We start from the raw sequence: 18,812 nt of genomic DNA, 5'->3' as shown, positions 1-18,812 counted from the left end.
ACTACGTTGATTGAGAAAAAAGGAAATGAGGATAGTATCCAGGCGGAAAAACTTAATACATTAGGCGTAAAAGGTTCTGGTTTAGGCCTTGTAGCATTCAATAATTCCAGAGTACAAGAAGGGAATTTACTTGGAACAGAAATCAGAGATGTTTTAAATCTTATTAATTTTGATCGTATAGGCTCAATTATTATGACTCTTGGCATGGCTGAAGCTGCTTTTGAAAAAGCATTATCATATATTCGTGAAAGAAAGCAATTCGGTAAAAGTATTGCGGATTTTCAAGGTATACAATTTATGATTGCCGAGATGACAGCATCTTTGAAAATAATTGATCACTTAGTTGATTTGACGATTAAAGAGTTCAGAAATGATGAAATTAGTATGTTATCTCTAGCAATCAACAAAATTGAGTGTACAAGATTAATGGAAGATATAGTATCTAAATCAATAGACCTGATGGGTGGCAGCGGTTATTTAGAGCAATATGAAGTTGAACGAATTTTTCGTGATAGCAAGAGTGTATCAATAGGTGGAGGGACTAGGGAAGTTTTAAAAAACCTCGTTGGTAAGCAAATGGTCTATAAGTATAAATTTTAAAAGCTAAGTTTTAATAAAAGGAGGAGGACTAACAATGAAGAAAAAGTATCTATTTGCTAGTTTATTGGCTTTAGGTTTATTAGGTGGTTGTGTTTCAAAAGATGAGACTAAGAGTACAAGTGCCGATAGTGCTGAAAAGGATACCTACAAATTCCGATTGAATGTAGGGTTGAATGGTGAGGATGCTAATACAGCGGCATTTACAACTCCGTGGATGAAAACAATGGAGGAAGAAACAGATGGACGAGTTAAATTTGACGCATTTTATTCAGAAGAACTAGTCCCCCTTGGAGAAGAAATCAGGGCATTGCAAGATGGGACAATAGATATTGCGGCACCCATTCTTCCAACATATAATCCGGATCAATTTCCGTTATCTGATGTAACGATGTTACCATTAAAAAAGTCAGATACATTAATTGCTGCTAAAGCATACGCAGATCTTATTAAAAGTGATGAAGAATTACAAAATGGTAAAACCTTTTCAGACTTAGAATTTGGAAAACACGGAATGAAAGTGCTTCCAGTTCAACCTATATCACCTTATACAATCGGAGCAGTAGGAAAACATGAGTTTAAAACAGCAAAAAGTTTACAAAAACTTTCTCTCAGAACTGGTGGAAGAGCACACGAAATTTTCGTTGAAAAACTTGGTTCTGGATCAGTATCTATGCCCTGGAGTGAAGAGTTCGAAGCTTTAAGTAGGGGGGCCCTAGATGGAAATGTACGCTCTGTAGTTGACTACAAACCATATGGCTTTGATGAGCTGATTACTACTTCAATCACAGGCCTAGCACTTGGTCACTTCCCATTTGTATGGTTAATGCCTGAGGATAAATTCAACGAGCTTCCTGAAGATATTCGCTCGTTGATGGAAGATACAGCATATGATTTATCCGAGTCAACAGTTAAATTAGAATTGTATGATCAAGCCCTAAAGGATGCTGAAGCTGCAGGAATTAGATTAGTTGATGTTAGCGAGTTAGATTCCGATGCTAGAGAACTTTTAGAAAAAGCATCTGTAGAAACATGGGGTGCATGGATCGAAGCAAAGGAGAAAGAAGGTTTGCCAGGAAAAAAAGCAGCAATGTTGTGGAGAGATATAATTATTAAACAAGGCGGAGAGGTTTACGATTCACTTATGGATATTGAGTAAGCAATTAAATTCCAAAGTAAATCTGTTCTTGGAGTATGCTTACAAAGTTGATCAATGTATACTCCAGGAACAAAAGATATATTAAAAAAGTCTTCTTTAAACAACTATGAAAAGGAGGTTATGAGGTGACAATTGAGATACTTTATATCGTTGTATTCGCTCTACTATTAATATTACTATTTTCAGGAATGTATATACATTCCATCTTGTTAACAGTTGGTATTGTCGGCTTAGTTCTATTAGAAGGACCTGGATACATAAATGGCTTCCTACAATCGGATCCATTCCTTCGCACTGCTAGTTACTCACTAACCACTGTCCCTTTATTTGTAATAATGGCTCAATTTATTGTACGTGCAGGGGTTGTGGAAGATTTATATAGCATAGTTTATAACGTATCCAAAGGCAGAAGTAGCATATTAGGTGTATTAACGATTCTAGCAGGCGGCTTAATGGGAGCAGTTTCAGGATCATCAAATGCCTCCGCAGGGGCCATGGGTCAAGTTGCGGTTCCACAATTACTGAAGCGAGGATATGGAGAGGGCATAGCAGGGGCAACAGTGGCTGTTGCTGGTTCACTTTCAGCCGTTATACCGCCAAGTATTATTCTGATTTTATGGGGAGTAGCGACTGAAACCCCGATTGGTCAGTTGTTTATCGCTTCAATTGTTCCTGGCCTAATAATGATGGTAATTATCATTATTGTTATGTTGATTTTTCTTAAAACTTCAAATGAAAAAAATCCGCAAAGTGATTTTGAGAAGCCTTTTGAAAAAGAGCATGTTTCGTTATCAAGAGCAATTAGCGCTTTAGTTTTAACATTATCTATCGTATTTATAGTTTTCTATGGCATATTTGCAGGGATCTTTACCCCAAGTGAAGCAGGGGCGATTGGAGCGCTTGCAAGTTTCATAGCAGCACTGATTTTAAAAAGAGTGAATATTAAATTCTTAACTGACTCTTTTGCCGATACCGTTAAACTAACTTCAATGATTTTAATGATTATGATTACTGCTCAGATATTTGGTCGATTTGTCTCTATATCACTATTACCACGAAAAATTATTGGTTTATTAAGTTCATTGATAGAACACCCAACTTTAGTTCTAATCGTTTTATTCACCATCTACTTTATTTTATTCATGGTTATCGAAGGAGCAGCAGTTATTATTATGACAGCTCCGATTGTATTACCTCTCATTATAGAAATGGGAACAGACAAAATTTGGTTTGGAGTAATAGTTGGAATTCTGTGTACTTTAGGCCTTTTAACTCCTCCAGTTGGATTAAGCGTTTATTCGGTTGCAGGTGTGACAGGCATTTCGAGCGAAAAGATTTTCCGGTATGCACTCCCCTATGCACTCGTTATCGGTATCGTTATCATCGGATTGCTAATAGTATTCCCGGGTATTGCTACTATATTACCTAATATGATGTAGATATTTTACTGAAAAGGAGTGAGTATATATATGTCTGAAAGATACTTTAAACTATATAGTTTGTTTGAAAAGATAAAATTCTTTGGCATGCTATTGAGTGGTGTCACGGTATTCATAATGATGTTGTACACTAGCGCTGATGTTTTACTACGTAATATTTTCGGTACTTCTATGTTATCGGCATATGAGATATCACAGAATTACTTTATGCCACTAGCTGTTTTTCCAGCGTTAGCTTACGCTTTTGGGGTAGGTATGATGCCGCGTATTGAATTTCTGATCACGAAAGTAAAGAATATTTTTTTCAGCGCATTGTGGCAATTGTACTAATTTCTTTAGAGATTATACTGATGTCATTGCTGGCGCTTTTTGGAGGACAATATTTTTTACAAGCATTAGAAAAGGGGCTAGCGTTTACTGCTGCAGGTACAAACTATCCACTCTATATAGTAATTATATTTGTGCCTATTGGATTTTCTTTGGTAATAATAGAAATGTTGTTTTTATTAATAAAGAATGTAAAAACTAAAACTCCATCATTTGTTGTTATGGACAAATATGAAACTCCAGAAATCTAAAAATATCTCAAGAAACGTTACATTTTTTCCTAGAAAAGCAGGAAATTGACAAAAAATCCAACTCTGGAATAACTCGTTGTAATTAAAGGAGAAATAAATATGTATAAAACAATAATAGTACCACGTGTATCGGAAACTGATGGGGTAGGGCATATAAATAACACTACTATACCTATTTGGTTCGAGGCAGCTAGAAATGACATATTTAAATTATTCACACCAGATAGTTCATTCGAAAATTGGAAAATGATTATTTTAAATATGCAGGTTGAATATAAAAATATGATCTATTTTGGAAATAATGTAGTAGTAAAAACTTGGGTGAAAAGGATTGGGAATTCTAGTTTGGAATTGTATGAAGAGATATGGCAGGATGATACATTATGTGCGCAAGGCACTGTCACTTACGTTAATTATAATCTAGGCAAAAAGAGATCAGAGAAAATACCAGAATCTATCAAAGAAGAGTTAATAAATCACTTTTTGCCAAATGAAGATTTTGATAAATGACATAGTCTTCAATTCTATCAAAGGGGAGGAAGAATAATGGTATTGACTTTGGAGAACAAACCACTACATGAATATTTACGCAAAAATGCTTCTAAACATCCTGAAAAAGTTGCAATAATTTATTATGGAAAGAAGATAACTTACAAAGATCTAGATATCTACTCAGACAGACTAGCCCAATTTTTATCTTTACAAGGCCTTAGGAAAGGCGATAGTGTTGGTTTATATATGCAAAATTGTCCTCAGTATATTATTTCGCACTTCGCTATTCAAAAAATAGGCGGCGTGGTTGGACCATGTAATCCCATGTTTAAAGAATGGGAGCTAGAATACGAATTGAATGACTTGAATGCAAAAGCTCTTATCACCCTGGATAATCAATATCCTGTGTTTAAAAACATCAAAAGCAAGACGCAAGTAGAAAATGTGATAGTAACTAATTACATGGATATGTTACCTGAAATCCCGTATCCCGATTTTCCTGAAACAACAATCGAAAAATGTACATTTGCTGAAGTACATGATTTTATGGAGATAATTGTAGAGGATAGTCAATCTGTAGAACTTCCAAATATTAATATAGATATGTCAGAAGATGTAGGGTTAGTAGTATATACTTCTGGAACATCAGGTGAACCTAAAGGGGCAATGTTAACATATAAAAATACAGAGTTTAAAACTCGTTGCGTGATAGAAACGTATAACTATTCTGATGATGATCTTGTTTTAGGGGTAATGCCTATTTTTCATATTGCAGGAATGTTAGTGGGGATGACAAGTCCTATAATGGCTGGAGCTACAACAGTGTTGCTGACTAGGTTTGATCCTATGAGCGTGTTACAAGCCATGGAAACATACGGGGTAACTGTAGCTTACACGACAACTCCTATGATTGTTGAAATGATTAAGCAGGCCGGTAGTAGCTCCGAAAAACCTAACCTAGAATCATTACGATTGAACCTAGGAACTAGTTTTGGTATCCAAGTGACAAAAGAGATTTCAGATGAGTGGGAAGCAGTTTCTGGAGTGCCATTGTTTGAATTTGCTTACGGAATGAGCGAGACCCATACAGCAGATACTTTAATGCCACCCGAGGCAATAAAATACGGATCCTTTGGAAAACCTACTTTTGAGACACAGATCAAAATTGTCAATGTTGAAGAAAGTGGAAAAGTCTTAGGAGTTGGCGAGTCAGGCGAAATAGTTATTAAAAGTCCAAGCGTGTTCAAAGGTTATATGAATAGTCCAGAAGCTACCTCTCAATCACTTATAGATGGATGGTTTTATTCTGGGGATATTGGCAAAATTGATGCTGATGGTTATCTTTATTTTCTTGGTAGAAATAAGGAAATGATTAAATGTTCAGGTTATAGCGTATTCCCGGAAGAAGTTGAAAAAATGTTAAACAAACATCCTAAAGTCAATCAAACAGCTGTAATTGGCATTCCCGATAGTGTGCGAGGAGAGTCGGTCAAAGCTTTTGTTGTTCTCAATAAGGGCGAAGAAGGCTCTATTACCGAAGAAGAACTTATTACTTGGTCAAAAGAGAAGATGGCTGCATATAAATATCCACGAGAAATCGAATTTATGGAATCCCTACCTCAGACCAGCACTAATAAAATTTTACGACGTTTATTGAAGTCTAATAAATAGAATACAATTCTTATTTATCACGTTAGAATACAATTCTAAATTAAGGAGCAGATCAATGGATAATATATTTGAAGGAAGAACAGCATTCATAACTGGTGGGAGTAGAGGGCTAGGAAAGGAAATTGTTGAGCGTCTAGCAAGTGAGGGAGCAAATGTAGCAATTATTGATATTAATGAGGAAGCGTTAGCATCAGCTGAAATGGAATTAAAGGAAAAAGGATATTCTGTATATGTAAAGGTAGCAAATGTTACCGTCAAAGAGCAGATTGAAGAAGCAATGCAGGAAGTATTTAATCGTTTTGGATCGATTGATATAGTTGTAAATAATGCCGGAGTAATTCGTGATAATATGCTATTTAAAATGACTGACGAAGATTGGACTACTGTCATGAATGTCCATTTAAATGGCGCATTTTATACAACCCGTGCGGCACAAAAATATATGATAGAAAATAAATATGGTCGAATTATAAATATTTCTTCTACCTCAGCTCTTGGCAACAGAGGGCAAGCCAATTATGCGACGGCAAAAGCTGGGTTGCAGGGTTTAACAAAAACACTAGCAATTGAATTAGGAAAATTTGGTGTGACGGTAAATGCTGTAGCACCAGGTTTTATAGAGACCGATATGACGAAAGCAACAGCTGAGCGTATTGGGGTGCCTTTTGAAAAATTTGTTCAGGAAACAGTATCAACAATACCTGTAAATAGAAGTGGAAAACCAGAGGATGTGGCCAATGCAGTAGCCTTCTTTGCAGATGAGCGATCCTCATTTATAAATGGCCAGGTGCTATACGTAGCAGGGGGACCAAAAAACTAAATTGGAGGTTAATTAAATGTTAGGGAGTTTTATTGGAAAGAAATCTGAAAAAGTTAAGAATATAATCGAAAGAGGTGCAGTTAAAAAATTTGCAGAAGCAATAGGAGATCCATCACCTATCTATATTGATGAACAAGTTGGTAAAAGCTCTCCTTACAAACAAAATTTAGCACCACCTACCTTTCCGGCTACTTTTGACAGAGGATCCATACCTGGATTGCCCAGCAAGGGACTGTTACATGGTGAACAGATCTATCAGTATACTAGACCTCTATTAGTAGGAGAAGAAGTCTTCTGTTGGAATGAAGTGAAAAACTATTATGAAAAGGAGGGGAAAAGTGGGAAAATGGGTTTTCTTGTTTTGACGTTACATGGCGAGGATGTAACGGGAAAATTGTTATTTACGGAAGAAAGGATAGCTATTATTAATGATGCTGTAAGAAAGGAGATGAATGCATGAAGCGGATTAATGAAATTCAACCTGGAGAGACATTAAATATAGTACAACTGGAACCAGTTTCACGTTTAGATTTAATTAAATATGCAGGAGCTTCTGGCGATTTCAATCCAATACATACGATTGACGCTGAAGCTGAAAATGCTGGTCTTCCCGGTATTATTGCTCATGGATTGTTGACAATGGGAAGTCTTTCTAAAATTTTCACGCAATATTTAGAAGAAGGTTTTATTGAAACTTACTCCATTCGTTTTAGAGGGATGGTTTTCTTAGGAGATGCTATTACTTTGAAGGCAATATTAATAAATAGGGAAGAGAGCCGCATGCACTTTGAAGTAAATGCTATTAACCAAAAAAGTGAAAAGGTTCTTGTGGGCAATTTAGTTTTTACTTTAGGGATTCCCGAATATTTTATTACAAAGGAGTAAGAAAACATATGAAAAGAGATGCAGTTATTGTTTCAGCAGTAAGAACAGCAATCGGTAAACAAGGAGGTGCTTTAGCAGAAATACCTCCACACGTTTTTGGGGCAGTTGTACTTAAGGAAGCACTTAGGCGCGCAAATCTTACGCCTGAATTAGTAAACGACGTAATTCTTGGGAATGTTTTAAGTGGAGGCGGGAATATTGCTAGGTTAACTGCTTTAGAAGCAGAGTTAGGAACCCACCTCCCAGGCATTACTATCGATCGCCAATGTGGCTCAGGTGTAAACGCAATCATTCTTGCAACTCAAGCTATTTGGGCTGACGATGGAGATATCTTTATTACTGGGGGTACTGAGAGTATGAGCCGTGCACCATACTTAATGTCTCGTCCCCAAAAAACTAACTATGCTGAACAGCCATCCTTTTTAAAATATCAGCTTTCCACGAAAGAAATTGGCGATCCCCCCATGGGTATTACAGCTGAAAACTTAGCTTCAAAGTATAATGTCAGTCGAGAAGAACAGGATGAATTTTCTTTAGATAGTCAAATGAAAGCGGCAAAAGCAATTGAAGAAGGCAAATTCAAGGAACAAATAGTACCTGTAGACGTGCCTGGTAGGAGAGGAGATTCAATTGAATTTAAAGTGGATGAACATCCAAGGTCCAACACAACACTTGATGTACTGTCCAAGTTGAAGCCGGTCTTTTTGGAAGATGGTACTGTAACTGCTGGTAGTAGTTCGGGACTTAATGATGCTGCTTCAGCAGTCGTGATTATGTCCCGTGAAAAAGTAGAAGAGCTGGGGATAAAACCTTTGGCTGTAATACGTTCTCATGCAGTGACCGGGGTGGATCCAAATATTATGGGAATTGGACCTGTAAGTGCAACACAACAAGCTTTAAAAAAAGCTGGATTATCATTAGAGCAAATTGATTTAATAGAGTTTAATGAGGCTTTCGCGGCTCAAGTGTTAGCATGCAACAGAGAATTAAAAATGGATATGGCAAAGGTGAATATACATGGTGGCGCTATTGCACTCGGACATCCACTCGGTGCTACAGGCGCGATTTTGGTTACTAAGGCAGTCTATGCACTGCAACAAACAAAGGGGAGATATGCGCTAATTACAGCTTGTATTGGAGGTGGTCAAGGAATTGCAACCATTATCGAATTAGAAAAGTGATCTTTAAGTAAAATCATATGTACTTCCACTTTTAATCTAATTTAAATGTCAGATTTAAAGTGTTCAAGTAATAGTGGAAACGGGAGAAAATTCTAATAGCTCAATCTAAATAAGATTAAACTTTATAATAACCTGAGGAAATTGTTTTCGATTGTGTCTAATTCTATAGTTTGTATAAAGTACATTCATCTTAAGTAATAAATCTTGCGTTGTTAACTAAGATTATTTAATCAATAAATAGGTTATAATTAACTTTATATCTCATAAGACTTTAACAGATATTACTTATTATGATATGTAATTTATTTTAAATTGGAAAGACAGGTGAGTGCTATAGTTTCCTCAATAGATGTTGCCAAGTATGCTGGTGTTTCTCAAACTACGGTTTCTCGTGTCCTAAATACTCCCCATCTTGTAAAACAACCCACTTTTAACAAGGTAATGAGAGCAATAGAAGAATTAAACTATATCCCTAATGCAAATGCTAGGTCTCTTGTCAAGAAAAAGACAGGAACAATAGCCTTAATTTCAGGGCCGTTAAGTAACCATTTTTTTGTTGATACTACAACGTCCATTGTAAATTACGTCACTAATTTGGGTTATAAGATAAATGTACATTTTTCAGATATTGGTAATTTGGAAGAAACGTATAGTGCAGTTTTTGAAAATAGAGTAGACGGTATAATATTATCTTCAATTCTAATTGAAGATCCTATTTATGAAAAAATTTTGAAATCAGGAATTCCTTTTATCCTTTTTAACAGGAAACATGAAAGTAACCAGAATTTCGTAGAGATGGATAACGATCAAGCTGGATTCTTAGCAACTAGTTACCTATTGGATTCGGGCCATAGAAATATAGCATGGGTCGGAGGACCTTCTACAATGAGTACATTTAAAGGAAGATATAATGGTTTTATTAATGCTCTTACACGTAATAGTATAAAGATAAGCAAAGAAAGTATATTTTTTGAGAATAATACTCCTGATGAATTGCGTCATACTTTTTCAAAGTTAACTAAGACTCCAAATCAGCCGTCAGCTATTTGTGCAGCTACTGATGCATTGGCAATATCTTTAATGGATTATTATATTGGTCTAGGTTATAAGATTCCAGAAAACATAAGCATAATTGGTATTGACAATGTGAAAATTAGTAAGCATGCTTCAATCAATTTGACAACTGTTGGAATTAATTCATCATTAGATTTAGGACAGATTGCTATTGAAAATCTAATACGTAAAATTGAGGAAAATGAAGAGTTAAATGTCCAAATTACTGAGCCTGTTAGATTATTTAAAAGAAAGACAGTGAAGAAAAAGGAATAAGATATAAAAAATAATGGTTACGTATTCAAAGGAGCGTATTACAATTGAATAAAAAAAGGATTTATATAAATGGAACTTGGAAGAGGACAGATGAATTTATAGATTTGTTATCCCCTTATTCTAATGAGAAAATTAGTGATATAGCTAAATCAACAGTAGATGATGTGAATCATGCCATTAATTCTGCGGAAAAGGCATTGAGCAAAATGAAAAATTTAACAGCTTACAAGCGGGCAGAAATTTTAGAGCGATTAGCAGACTTATTTATTGAAAATAAAGTGAAGGCAGCTGAAATAATCTCATTAGAAGCGGCGAAACCTTTGAAGTATGCATTAGGCGAAATTGATCGTACAATTGAAACATATAAATTCGCGGCGGAAGAAGCGAAGCGTTTGACTGGTGAGATGATTCCGATGGATGCTGCGAAAACAGGTGCCAACCGCATTGGTTATACTGTCCGGGAACCGATTGGGGTGGTAGGGGCAATTACTCCTTTCAACTTCCCGCAAAACTTGGTAGCACACAAAGTTGGTCCCGCAATTGCTTCAGGAAACACAATCGTTTTGAAACCTGCCTCCCAAACGCCTTTATCTGCATTATTCCTTGCTGAACTACTAGAGCAAACGGATTTGCCGAAGGGGGCATTTAATGTAGTAACGGGTAGTGGACGGATAGTTGGGGATGCATTGGTGGAAAGTGAAAAAGTGAAGATGATCACATTCACCGGAAGTCCTGCAGTAGGTATTGGAATCCGAAATAAAGCGGGTCTCAAGAAAGTAGCATTGGAGCTGGGTTCTAACGCTGGTGTTATCATCGATGATGGTGTAGATCTCAATAAGGTCGTTTCTAAATGTGTAACGGGCGCGTTTTCCAATCAAGGTCAAGTCTGTATTTCATTACAGCGCGTGTATGTAATGGAAAGTGTCTATGATGAATTTATCGAAAAGATGAAGGTGTCCGTGAAGAAGTTGGTGATTGGCAGTCCACTCGAAATGGATACGGATATTTCTGCTATGATTCATTCGGCAGAACAAGAGCGTGCAGCTGAATGGGTAGAAGAAGCAATTGCTAAGGGAGCGCAGTTAATTGCGGGCGGAAGTGTGGAAAATGGTGTTTTCATGCCAACCATTTTAACCAACGTGGACGCTACAGCAAAGGTTTCATGCCAGGAGGTTTTTGCACCGATTGTGTTTGTGAATAAAATTTCTTCAATTGATGAGGGGATTGCTGCTATTAATAATTCTTCATATGGGTTACAAGCAGGGATTTTCACGAATGATATTAAGACAGCCTTTAAAGCATCGAAAGATTTAGAAGTCGGCGGCGTGATGATCAACGACGTCCCGACGTACCGTGTCGACCAAATGCCTTATGGCGGTGTGAAAGAAAGCGGTACGGGCAAGGAAGGTCTGAAATATGCGATTGAAGAAATGACTGAGAATAAGTTGGTTGTTTGGAATCAAGAGTAAGGAGTGTTTTGAATGTCTGAAAAAATTACATTTGCCCCGATTAGTTATACTGGATGGGGTTCTCTGGAACATTTAATTAATGAAGTAAATCGGTTTGAAGTAAAGAAAATCCTTGTCATAACCGATCCATTTTTAGTGGATATCGGTTTGACAGGAAAGATCACAAGACCTTTAGAAGAAGCTGGTTTTGATACGATTGTGTATACCGAAGTAGTTCCGGAGCCGCCTTTAGCTATCGGTGAGAAGTTGGTTGCTTATACACGTCATCATGAATTTGATATGGTGATTGGCGTTGGGGGAGGGAGCGCACTCGACTTGGCCAAGTTGGCTGCAGTCTTAGCAGCGCATGAAGGGGATGTGCGCGACTATTTGAACTTGACGGGTACGAAGCAAATCACCGAAAAAGGCTTGCCTTCCATCTTGATTCCGACAACTGCCGGTACTGGATCGGAAGTAACCAATATCTCAGTTTTATCTCTTGAAGCTACGAAGGATGTTGTGACGCATGATTATTTATTGGCTGATGTGGCAATTGTTGATCCGGCGTTAACAGTCTCGGTACCATCTAAAGTTACTGCAGCTACTGGCGTTGATGCATTGACGCATGCGGTGGAAGCATATATTTCGAAAAACGCTAGTCCCGTAACGGATGCATTGGCGTTGCAAGCCATCCGATTAATCAGTGGGTCGTTACGAACGGCAGTGGCTAATGGGGAGGATCGTCAAGCTCGTACAGATATGAGCTATGGAAGTTATTTAGCCGGTTTAGCATTTTTCAATGCAGGCGTAGCCGGGGTTCATGCTCTTGCCTATCCGCTTGGAGGTCAATTCCATATCGCACATGGAGATTCAAATGCAGTCTTGCTGCCTTATGTCATGGGCTATATCCGACATAGTTGTGAAAAGCGAATGAAGGATATCTATGATGCAATGGGCTTTAGCTCTGCCAATTTGTCGCAAGAAGAAGCATCCCACAGATGTGTTGCTGAGTTAAAAAGATTAGTGGCAGATGTCGACATTGCTTCGACGTTAAAAGGGTTCGATATTCCGGAGGATGCTTTGGAAAAGCTGACAATCGATGCGACCAAACAGACCAGAATACTTGCACGCAGTCCAAGAGTTTTAGAAAAAGATGATATCTTCAAGGTTTATCGAGCAGCTTTTGATGGGGTAATTGTTCAATAAAATTAAGTAACCTGCATATTAGGAGATTTAAATAAGCCGGAAGGACATAGCTAAATTGTCCTTCCGGCTCATTTTCGATTTAATTCAGATCCTCAAAATAACTTACAGGCAAAATCACAAAAACATTCGCCACCAGCCCCCGCGTCTCCGACTCCGCAAATGGCACCCTCCGAACCATCGAATTCGACATGTACAATTCCTTCTCCATCTCTTCTCCATCCCTGAATTCCTTATCTACCTCTAAATAACTTTTCACATCATCACTCCCTTTCCCTCTACATAGACAGTGGGCCGGAAAAGGATACTCGGCTAAAAACGCACGATGTATTTTGACCCCTCCTGTATCCTTTTCGCAAAACTCCTCTATATAGCGTGTAAGAGGCGCATCCAGCCACTTACATCAAAATGAATAGGGAGGTTCACCACATGAATTTACTGATCAATGAATCACCGATGATTATTTTGCCGTCGCTTGTGAAACAAGTGGGACTCAACGAAGCAGTGCTATTGCAGCAACTCCATTTCCGCTCACTGATTTCCCGAAAAAACAATGGGGGAGAGAAATGGGTCTCCAAAACGTATGAAGAGTGGGAAGAAGAGTTTCCCTTCTGGTCCAACGCTACAATCCGCCGAATCATCAGTAACCTTGAACAGAAGGGCTATTTGATCTCGACATCTGAACACAACCGGATGAAAGCTGACAAAACGAAGTGGTACCGCATCGACTATTCCACTATCGGCACACTTGGCTGCGATCAGGAACAGTTTTCAAAACGAGCAGATGACACTGTTCAGAATGAGCAGTCAGGAGTGCTCAATTTGAGCAAACCATTACTTAAAGAACTTAAGAACCTTAAAAAAGAACTTGTCGGGTTGCACCACGACGAGATCACTTTAATTATCAGCCACCTAAACGAGAAAACAGGCAAACAGTTCAAAGCAAATGCATCAGCGACCGTAAGAATGCTCAATGCACGGCTGAATGAAGGCTATTCAGTCGAGGACATCCAACAAGTCATCGATTTGAAGACAGACCAATGGCTGCAGGATGAGAAATTCCGTAACTACTTGCGTCCCTCTACTTTATTCAACGCAAAGAACTTCGAGAATTACGTAAATGAAGAGGTACCTGTGCAAAACAATGAGCAGGATTTGCTGCCATTCGAATTGGATTTCACAAAAGGAGAGAGATAAATGAGCAGTGAATTAGCTGAGAAAAGTGTATTGGGAACGATGTTGCAGGAAAATCATTTCATTTTGGACAGCGGGATTCAGGCAGCATATTTCCAATCCCGTATTCATCGAATCATCTTCAGTGCGATGCACGAACTGGCCGGTGCGAATAAAGTGGCCGACTATATCACCCTGCTGATAATCCGGGAACCAGCAAGTCTTGGAGGAGCCAACTATCTCGCGGAACTCAAAAACTTCGGCCATCCTGCACGCTTCGATGAATACAAAGAGATCATCGTCAACAAATGGCGGGAAATCGAGAAAGCCAGAATATTACAACTGGCGCAGCACAATAACTGGTCCATTGCAGAAATCCAGCAGTCATTCGACTCCCTGCAGGATGACAACACAGTGAGCATGGAAACCTCATTAAAGAACGAATTGATCAAGCAATATGAAAGGCCATTCATACCGCTGGACGAAAATATCGGTACAACAACGGGGCTTGCTGCATTGGATCGAATCTTAAACGGATTTCAGGACAGTGAATTCATCGTGGTAGCAGCCCGGCCGTCGATGGGGAAGACGGATACACTGAATCATTTCGCATTGCATGCGGGCTGGGCCGGTCATTTGCCGATCATCTTCTCGCTGGAGATGAACAGGAAGCCGATGATTGACAGGCTGATTGCCGCCACCGCCGGATACAGCCGGCTGCGTATGCGGAATCCGTACAAGCATTTTACTGACAAGCAAAAAGGGGGTTGGGGCACTGTCATGGATCGGCTGAATGAAGCACATATCCATGTCGATGACAGAAGTGCCTTGAGAGTGAGCGAGATGAAAGCGAGAGCGAGAAAAATCATGAAAGAAAGTCCGGATAAACACCCGATCATCTTTATCGACTACTTGCAGATTATTCGGCCCGACGGCAATCCAGGCAATCAAACACAGAGTATCGGCCAAATCAGTGCAGATCTGAAGAATATGGCGAAGGAATTTAATTGTCCCGTCGTCGTCCTGTCGCAATTATCCCGGGCAGTCGAACAGCGCCAGGAAAAGCGACCGATCATGAGTGATCTGCGGGACTCGGGAAATATCGAGCAGGATGCAGATGTTGTGGTGTTCCTCTACAGAGATGATTATTATCATAAAAGATCGACTCCGACAGATGAACTGGACATCACCAAGCACCGTAACGGCCCGACCGGAAGAATCACCGTGAGCTACATCAAGGAAACCGGCGAACTGAGTGATATTGAACAGACAAAAAGGGTAGGGAGCGAAGCGTAATGAATATTACAGTCGGAGAGCTTTTCGAATTTGCGGTTGAAATGGATATGAGTCTCGTATCTCACAACATCTACTGGGCTCTCGCAAACAAGAAAATCGGAGTGAATGACAGCGTCGAAAAATTAAAGAAGGTGAACTCCGACGAAGCAGCCGTCCTCCACCTGCATAAAACCAATCTGCTCGGCATCGGCAGGATCAAGCTCTATGCCATCAAAACGCAAACAAAAGACTGGTTCGCTTTCTACTTCGCTGAACATTCATTGGACGTCTTCCGGCTCCATGGAAATAAATTCGGTGAAAACGACGTCAGCATCCTAAACGCCGACCGGCTCGCAACGAAAGTCATGGCTTCCGCCGAAAGCGGAAGAGAAGAGTTTTTATTCGAACGCAAGAAACGCATCGCGGAGTTTCCCGCTTATATCGGGCATGCGAAAGCGGGGGAGACGGTGATGTATCAGATGTAGGAGTGGAGTGTAATGAACTCGATAACGACAGTAGGAGAACTTTTTGGAGAAGCAGTGGCATGTGAAAGAAATTATGAAGCGCATGGCATCTTATGGGCAGTCCTGAACGACCTGCTCAAACCGACCGACAACATCGAATTAATGTGGGATCTCCCCATTGATAAAAAAACGTTACGCCAGATGGAAAAAAATCAGTGGACTGTGCCTGTGTATCACACAACCTTGAAACAATTCAGAATTGCGTCTGAATTGTTTCCCGCACAGGCACCGCTTAATGAAATAGGGTATACAAGGTATATAAAGGTATATCTTTTAAGATATAGGTATATTAAGGTGTTAAAAAGGTGTATTATGTATATAAAGGTTAGCACTATTGCTATCATAAAGGAGTGATTGAAAGTGGCGAAACTTCATGCAAATGATGTATTTAAGCCGGGATCTTTTCCGAACCTTACTTACGTATCAAGGAAACCCACAGGTTTGAATTTCACTTATGAATTACGCCTTCAACAGGCACTTGGCACACCTGGCTATTTGACCTCTATCATCGGACCATCAAAAACAGGTAAAACCGTTTTATGTGAGAAAGTAATTGGAATTGATAACATCGTCTCTCTAACTGGAAGTGATTTTAAATACAAAGATGATTTCTGGAAAATTGTCGCTAATAAAGTTGGCATATCGCTTGAGGGAGAGTACTCAGAAACCGCTTCATTTAAAAGTACATTCAGTAACCCTGAAGAAAAGTCTGTCTCTACACGAGAAATTTATATATCAAGTAAAGATAAAGTCATTCAATACTTTAAAGAAAGTAATTTGACTTTAATAATTGATGATTTCCATTATGCATCTGAACAGCTTCAATTCGACATTGCTTATCAATTGAAGGATGCAATCAGAAGAGAATTTAAAGCGATCGTTATATCACTGCCACACAGAGCAGACGATGCTATTAGGAAGAACCCCGATTTAAGCGGCAGACTAAGCTTAATAAATATTGAACCCTGGAAAGAAGAAGAGTTAGAGGCTATTGCAATTACTGGTTTCACTGAACTCGGAATAAGGATAAGCAAAGACTTTGCTGCTAAGATGGCTACAGAAAGTCTGACCTCCCCACAATTGATGCAATCGATATGTTTAAATCTGTCTATTATTTTAGATATTGACCATAAAGATATAAAAGAAATTAAAGACCCGGAAATATTAAAAGAATCTTATCGTTTCACTACTATCAACTTACCTTATCAAGAAGTGGTGAAAAAAATAGTAGCAGGCCCTTCAACCAGAGGACAACGCCGAAAGAAATATCAACTGGATAATGGAGAAAAAGCTGATATCTATCATATTTTACTAAATGCTATTTCTTCAGATCCTCCAATTATTAGTATTTCTTTAGATGAGATAAAAGATCGAGTTGACCAATTAACCAGTACTTCAAGCGAGAGAATCGAGCGGAAGAAAGTTAAAGATTCTTTGCAAAAAGTCGAAGAAATCATGCAGATTAGTGGACAAATATATCAAGTTTTTGAGTGGAAAGATAATCAAGTTTTTATTCTTGATCCACTTTTTCTATTTTACCTAAGATGGAGTAGCTGATATGACGAAGGGGACATGAAATAATGACAAAAAACACATTGATCATTGATCCTACTGTAGCCATGCATAAAATTAATACTAAAAAAGAAGAATTAGAGCAATTAAACTCGCAGAAGAATCCATATAATGAATTCGGCAATTGGAGACATGCGGTTAGCGGGATACTGGAGGAAACTTTCTCCACAAGGTCTATTAGCAGGGACTTTCTAACGGAAACAAATGTATTTATAAATAAGTTTTCAGAAGCGGAAAGTGATAAAAATCTGAAGGCTGCAATAAACAATGGTAAAAGTTATTTGCATCGATTAAACAGCGATATTCAATCTGGTAAGTATGCACCTGAGGAAAATAAGGACAACTCTATCGGTAAGTCTACCGCTTTAATTATCATTAGAAGAATCCTGAGGAACTTTCATAAGCATATTGATGCGATGTATCAATCCGAAGTACATGGGAGCGGTAAAATAGCTAAAGTGGATCTCGATAAGATTAAGATAGGTAATGAGTATGACGTTCAGCGAATCTTATACGCTCTTATTCGACCAATATTTCCAGAAGCTCGTTTAGAAGCAGTTGACGATGCGGGTTATAATTCCGTTCGCTATGATATTGTGATAGCAGAATATGATATTGTCATTGAGGTCAAATGCACAAGAGAAAACATGACTGAACGGAAATTAACTGAAGAATTAGGTTCTGACTCGTTTCATTATAAGGCGAACCACCTTTTCTTATTTGTTTTTGACCGTGTCAAGTTAATCAAAAATCTAGATGCTTTTGAAAGATCATTTAATAGAAAGAAAACGGATGTTGGAAAAGAAATTGAAACCTTCGTAATTCAAGAAGTGTCATTCTAACTTTAATAGTGTAATAGCATGCAGCTTTAACGTGCTACTTTCCTAGCGGGCTGTGCCTGTGCATCACACAACTTGAAAACAATTCCGAATTGTGTCTAAGTTGTTTCCCGCACAGGCACCTTTTATATCGCGGAGTTTCCCGCTTATATCGGGCATGCGAAAGCGGGGGAGACGGTCATGTATCAGATGTAGGAGTGGAGTGCAATGAACTCGATTACGACAGTAGGAGAACTTTTTGAAGAAGCAGTGGGATGTGAACGAAGTTTTGAAGCGCATGGCATCTTATGGGCAATCCTGAACGACCTGCTCAAACCGACCGACGACGTCGAATTAATGTGGGATCTTCCCTATGATGAAAAAGCGTTACGCCAGATGGAGAAACATAATGTGATAGCCAATGGAGGATTAAAGCAATACGAAGAGAAAACAGGAATAAAAGTACTACCGCCTGTCCCGCTATACATGTACTTTATGTGTCCGAATTGTAGTGAGAGAATACCGGAAAACACAGCGAAGTTATACGTGGCTCCTGCTGAGTGAAACGGATAATTTAAGAGAGACAAAGAAAGGCCAGTATACGATTTGTAGTGTACTGGTTATTTCAATGTTTTGCATGCATCTCTT

At 38.7% G+C, this 18,812-nt stretch carries 21 protein-coding genes; 20 read left to right on the top strand and 1 reads right to left on the bottom strand.

Translation table 11 applies throughout. The features are described from left to right. The 13 genes from NCCP2331_RS06760 to NCCP2331_RS06700 all read left to right on the top strand — a co-directional run. On the top strand, positions 1 to 600 hold a 600-nt coding region (locus NCCP2331_RS06760), incomplete at its 5' end, for an acyl-CoA dehydrogenase family protein (RefSeq protein WP_251669525.1). Between the two features lie 34 nt (positions 601 to 634). Next, positions 635 to 1,756, top strand: coding sequence for a type 2 periplasmic-binding domain-containing protein (locus NCCP2331_RS06755; protein WP_251669523.1), 1,122 nt, complete (start codon positions 635 to 637; stop codon positions 1,754 to 1,756). A gap of 125 nt (positions 1,757 to 1,881) precedes the next feature. Continuing rightward, positions 1,882 to 3,195 (top strand): TRAP transporter large permease, encoded by a 1,314-nt coding sequence (locus NCCP2331_RS06750; protein ID WP_251669522.1) that lies wholly within the window; start codon positions 1,882 to 1,884, stop codon positions 3,193 to 3,195. 350 nt (positions 3,196 to 3,545) lie between these two features. Next, entirely contained in the window at positions 3,546 to 3,773 is a 228-nt protein-coding gene (locus NCCP2331_RS06745) for a hypothetical protein (protein ID WP_251669520.1), read from the top strand. Positions 3,774 to 3,872: 99 nt separating this feature from the next. Continuing rightward, complete coding sequence (locus NCCP2331_RS06740) at positions 3,873 to 4,283, top strand: acyl-CoA thioesterase (protein WP_251669517.1); 411 nt, start codon at positions 3,873 to 3,875, stop codon at positions 4,281 to 4,283. Between the two features lie 36 nt (positions 4,284 to 4,319). Next, positions 4,320 to 5,936, top strand: a complete 1,617-nt coding sequence (locus NCCP2331_RS06735; RefSeq protein WP_251669516.1) for an AMP-binding protein — start codon at positions 4,320 to 4,322, stop codon at positions 5,934 to 5,936. A gap of 55 nt (positions 5,937 to 5,991) precedes the next feature. After that, entirely contained in the window at positions 5,992 to 6,756 is a 765-nt protein-coding gene (gene fabG / locus NCCP2331_RS06730; RefSeq protein ID WP_251669514.1) for a 3-oxoacyl-ACP reductase FabG, read from the top strand. Positions 6,757 to 6,772: 16 nt separating this feature from the next. Next, complete coding sequence (locus NCCP2331_RS06725; RefSeq protein ID WP_251669512.1) at positions 6,773 to 7,216, top strand: MaoC family dehydratase N-terminal domain-containing protein; 444 nt, start codon at positions 6,773 to 6,775, stop codon at positions 7,214 to 7,216. Beyond that, positions 7,213 to 7,641, top strand: coding sequence for a MaoC/PaaZ C-terminal domain-containing protein (locus tag NCCP2331_RS06720; protein WP_251669510.1), 429 nt, complete (start codon positions 7,213 to 7,215; stop codon positions 7,639 to 7,641). Before NCCP2331_RS06725 ends, NCCP2331_RS06720 begins: the two co-directional genes overlap by 4 nt. Positions 7,642 to 7,649: 8 nt before the next feature. Continuing rightward, positions 7,650 to 8,822: a thiolase family protein gene (locus tag NCCP2331_RS06715; RefSeq protein WP_251669507.1), complete on the top strand. Its 1,173-nt coding sequence runs from the start codon at positions 7,650 to 7,652 to the stop codon at positions 8,820 to 8,822. Positions 8,823 to 9,146: 324 nt separating this feature from the next. Next, positions 9,147 to 10,151, top strand: a complete 1,005-nt coding sequence (locus NCCP2331_RS06710) for a LacI family DNA-binding transcriptional regulator (protein ID WP_251669506.1) — start codon at positions 9,147 to 9,149, stop codon at positions 10,149 to 10,151. 44 nt (positions 10,152 to 10,195) lie between these two features. Continuing rightward, on the top strand, positions 10,196 to 11,620 hold the full coding sequence (locus NCCP2331_RS06705; RefSeq protein ID WP_251669504.1) for an aldehyde dehydrogenase family protein: 1,425 nt from the start codon (positions 10,196 to 10,198) through the stop codon (positions 11,618 to 11,620). Positions 11,621 to 11,632: 12 nt separating this feature from the next. Beyond that, positions 11,633 to 12,805 carry an iron-containing alcohol dehydrogenase gene (locus NCCP2331_RS06700; RefSeq protein ID WP_251669502.1) on the top strand — a complete coding sequence of 391 codons (1,173 nt, stop codon included), beginning with the start codon at positions 11,633 to 11,635 and terminating at the stop codon, positions 12,803 to 12,805. Positions 12,806 to 12,884: 79 nt separating this feature from the next. Here the strand turns inward: NCCP2331_RS06700 and NCCP2331_RS06695 are convergent, their stop codons facing one another. Then, the gene (locus tag NCCP2331_RS06695) at positions 12,885 to 13,061 is read right to left on the bottom strand and encodes a hypothetical protein (RefSeq protein ID WP_251669500.1); all 177 of its coding nucleotides are present in this window, start codon (positions 13,059 to 13,061) and stop codon (positions 12,885 to 12,887) included. Between the two features lie 170 nt (positions 13,062 to 13,231). Here NCCP2331_RS06695 and NCCP2331_RS06690 point away from each other — a divergent pair, with 170 nt between their 5' ends. The 7 genes from NCCP2331_RS06690 (at position 13,232) to NCCP2331_RS06660 (ending at position 18,728) form a co-directional block, all read left to right on the top strand. Continuing rightward, positions 13,232 to 13,999, top strand: coding sequence for a conserved phage C-terminal domain-containing protein (locus NCCP2331_RS06690; protein WP_251669498.1), 768 nt, complete (start codon positions 13,232 to 13,234; stop codon positions 13,997 to 13,999). Next, positions 14,000 to 15,271 carry a replicative DNA helicase gene (locus NCCP2331_RS06685; protein WP_251669496.1) on the top strand — a complete coding sequence of 424 codons (1,272 nt, stop codon included), beginning with the start codon at positions 14,000 to 14,002 and terminating at the stop codon, positions 15,269 to 15,271. After that, a complete protein-coding gene (locus NCCP2331_RS06680) occupies positions 15,271 to 15,735 on the top strand; it encodes a hypothetical protein (RefSeq protein WP_251669495.1) in 465 nt (154 codons plus the stop codon). Before NCCP2331_RS06685 ends, NCCP2331_RS06680 begins: the two co-directional genes overlap by 1 nt. Positions 15,736 to 15,747: 12 nt before the next feature. Further along, positions 15,748 to 16,128 (top strand): hypothetical protein, encoded by a 381-nt coding sequence (locus NCCP2331_RS06675; RefSeq protein ID WP_251669493.1) that lies wholly within the window; start codon positions 15,748 to 15,750, stop codon positions 16,126 to 16,128. Between the two features lie 6 nt (positions 16,129 to 16,134). Beyond that, entirely contained in the window at positions 16,135 to 17,331 is a 1,197-nt protein-coding gene (locus NCCP2331_RS06670) for an ATP-binding protein (RefSeq protein WP_251669490.1), read from the top strand. 23 nt (positions 17,332 to 17,354) lie between these two features. Then, positions 17,355 to 18,188, top strand: a complete 834-nt coding sequence (locus tag NCCP2331_RS06665) for a PD-(D/E)XK nuclease domain-containing protein (RefSeq protein WP_251669488.1) — start codon at positions 17,355 to 17,357, stop codon at positions 18,186 to 18,188. Positions 18,189 to 18,392: 204 nt separating this feature from the next. Further along, positions 18,393 to 18,728, top strand: coding sequence for a YlaI family protein (locus NCCP2331_RS06660; RefSeq protein ID WP_251669487.1), 336 nt, complete (start codon positions 18,393 to 18,395; stop codon positions 18,726 to 18,728). Positions 18,729 to 18,812 lie beyond the last annotated feature (84 nt).

It is taken from the genome of Sporosarcina sp. NCCP-2331 (assembly GCF_023707945.1).
Classification (GTDB): Bacteria; Bacillota; Bacilli; order Bacillales_A; family Planococcaceae; genus Sporosarcina; species Sporosarcina cascadiensis.
Note: the sequence above shows the minus strand (reverse complement) of the source record. Positions and strands in the feature narration are given on the sequence as shown.

Coding starts and splice junctions, on each gene's coding strand:
- NCCP2331_RS06755 (WP_251669523.1), top strand. CDS start 635: ATGAAGAAAAAGTATCTATTTGCTAGTTTATTGGCTTTAGGTTTATTA.
- NCCP2331_RS06745 (WP_251669520.1), top strand. CDS start 3,546: ATGTCATTGCTGGCGCTTTTTGGAGGACAATATTTTTTACAAGCATTA.
- NCCP2331_RS06740 (WP_251669517.1), top strand. CDS start 3,873: ATGTATAAAACAATAATAGTACCACGTGTATCGGAAACTGATGGGGTA.
- NCCP2331_RS06735 (WP_251669516.1), top strand. CDS start 4,320: ATGGTATTGACTTTGGAGAACAAACCACTACATGAATATTTACGCAAA.
- fabG (WP_251669514.1), top strand. CDS start 5,992: ATGGATAATATATTTGAAGGAAGAACAGCATTCATAACTGGTGGGAGT.
- NCCP2331_RS06725 (WP_251669512.1), top strand. CDS start 6,773: ATGTTAGGGAGTTTTATTGGAAAGAAATCTGAAAAAGTTAAGAATATA.
- NCCP2331_RS06720 (WP_251669510.1), top strand. CDS start 7,213: ATGAAGCGGATTAATGAAATTCAACCTGGAGAGACATTAAATATAGTA.
- NCCP2331_RS06715 (WP_251669507.1), top strand. CDS start 7,650: ATGAAAAGAGATGCAGTTATTGTTTCAGCAGTAAGAACAGCAATCGGT.
- NCCP2331_RS06700 (WP_251669502.1), top strand. CDS start 11,633: ATGTCTGAAAAAATTACATTTGCCCCGATTAGTTATACTGGATGGGGT.
- NCCP2331_RS06690 (WP_251669498.1), top strand. CDS start 13,232: ATGAATTTACTGATCAATGAATCACCGATGATTATTTTGCCGTCGCTT.
- NCCP2331_RS06685 (WP_251669496.1), top strand. CDS start 14,000: ATGAGCAGTGAATTAGCTGAGAAAAGTGTATTGGGAACGATGTTGCAG.
- NCCP2331_RS06680 (WP_251669495.1), top strand. CDS start 15,271: ATGAATATTACAGTCGGAGAGCTTTTCGAATTTGCGGTTGAAATGGAT.
- NCCP2331_RS06675 (WP_251669493.1), top strand. CDS start 15,748: ATGAACTCGATAACGACAGTAGGAGAACTTTTTGGAGAAGCAGTGGCA.
- NCCP2331_RS06665 (WP_251669488.1), top strand. CDS start 17,355: ATGACAAAAAACACATTGATCATTGATCCTACTGTAGCCATGCATAAA.
- NCCP2331_RS06660 (WP_251669487.1), top strand. CDS start 18,393: ATGAACTCGATTACGACAGTAGGAGAACTTTTTGAAGAAGCAGTGGGA.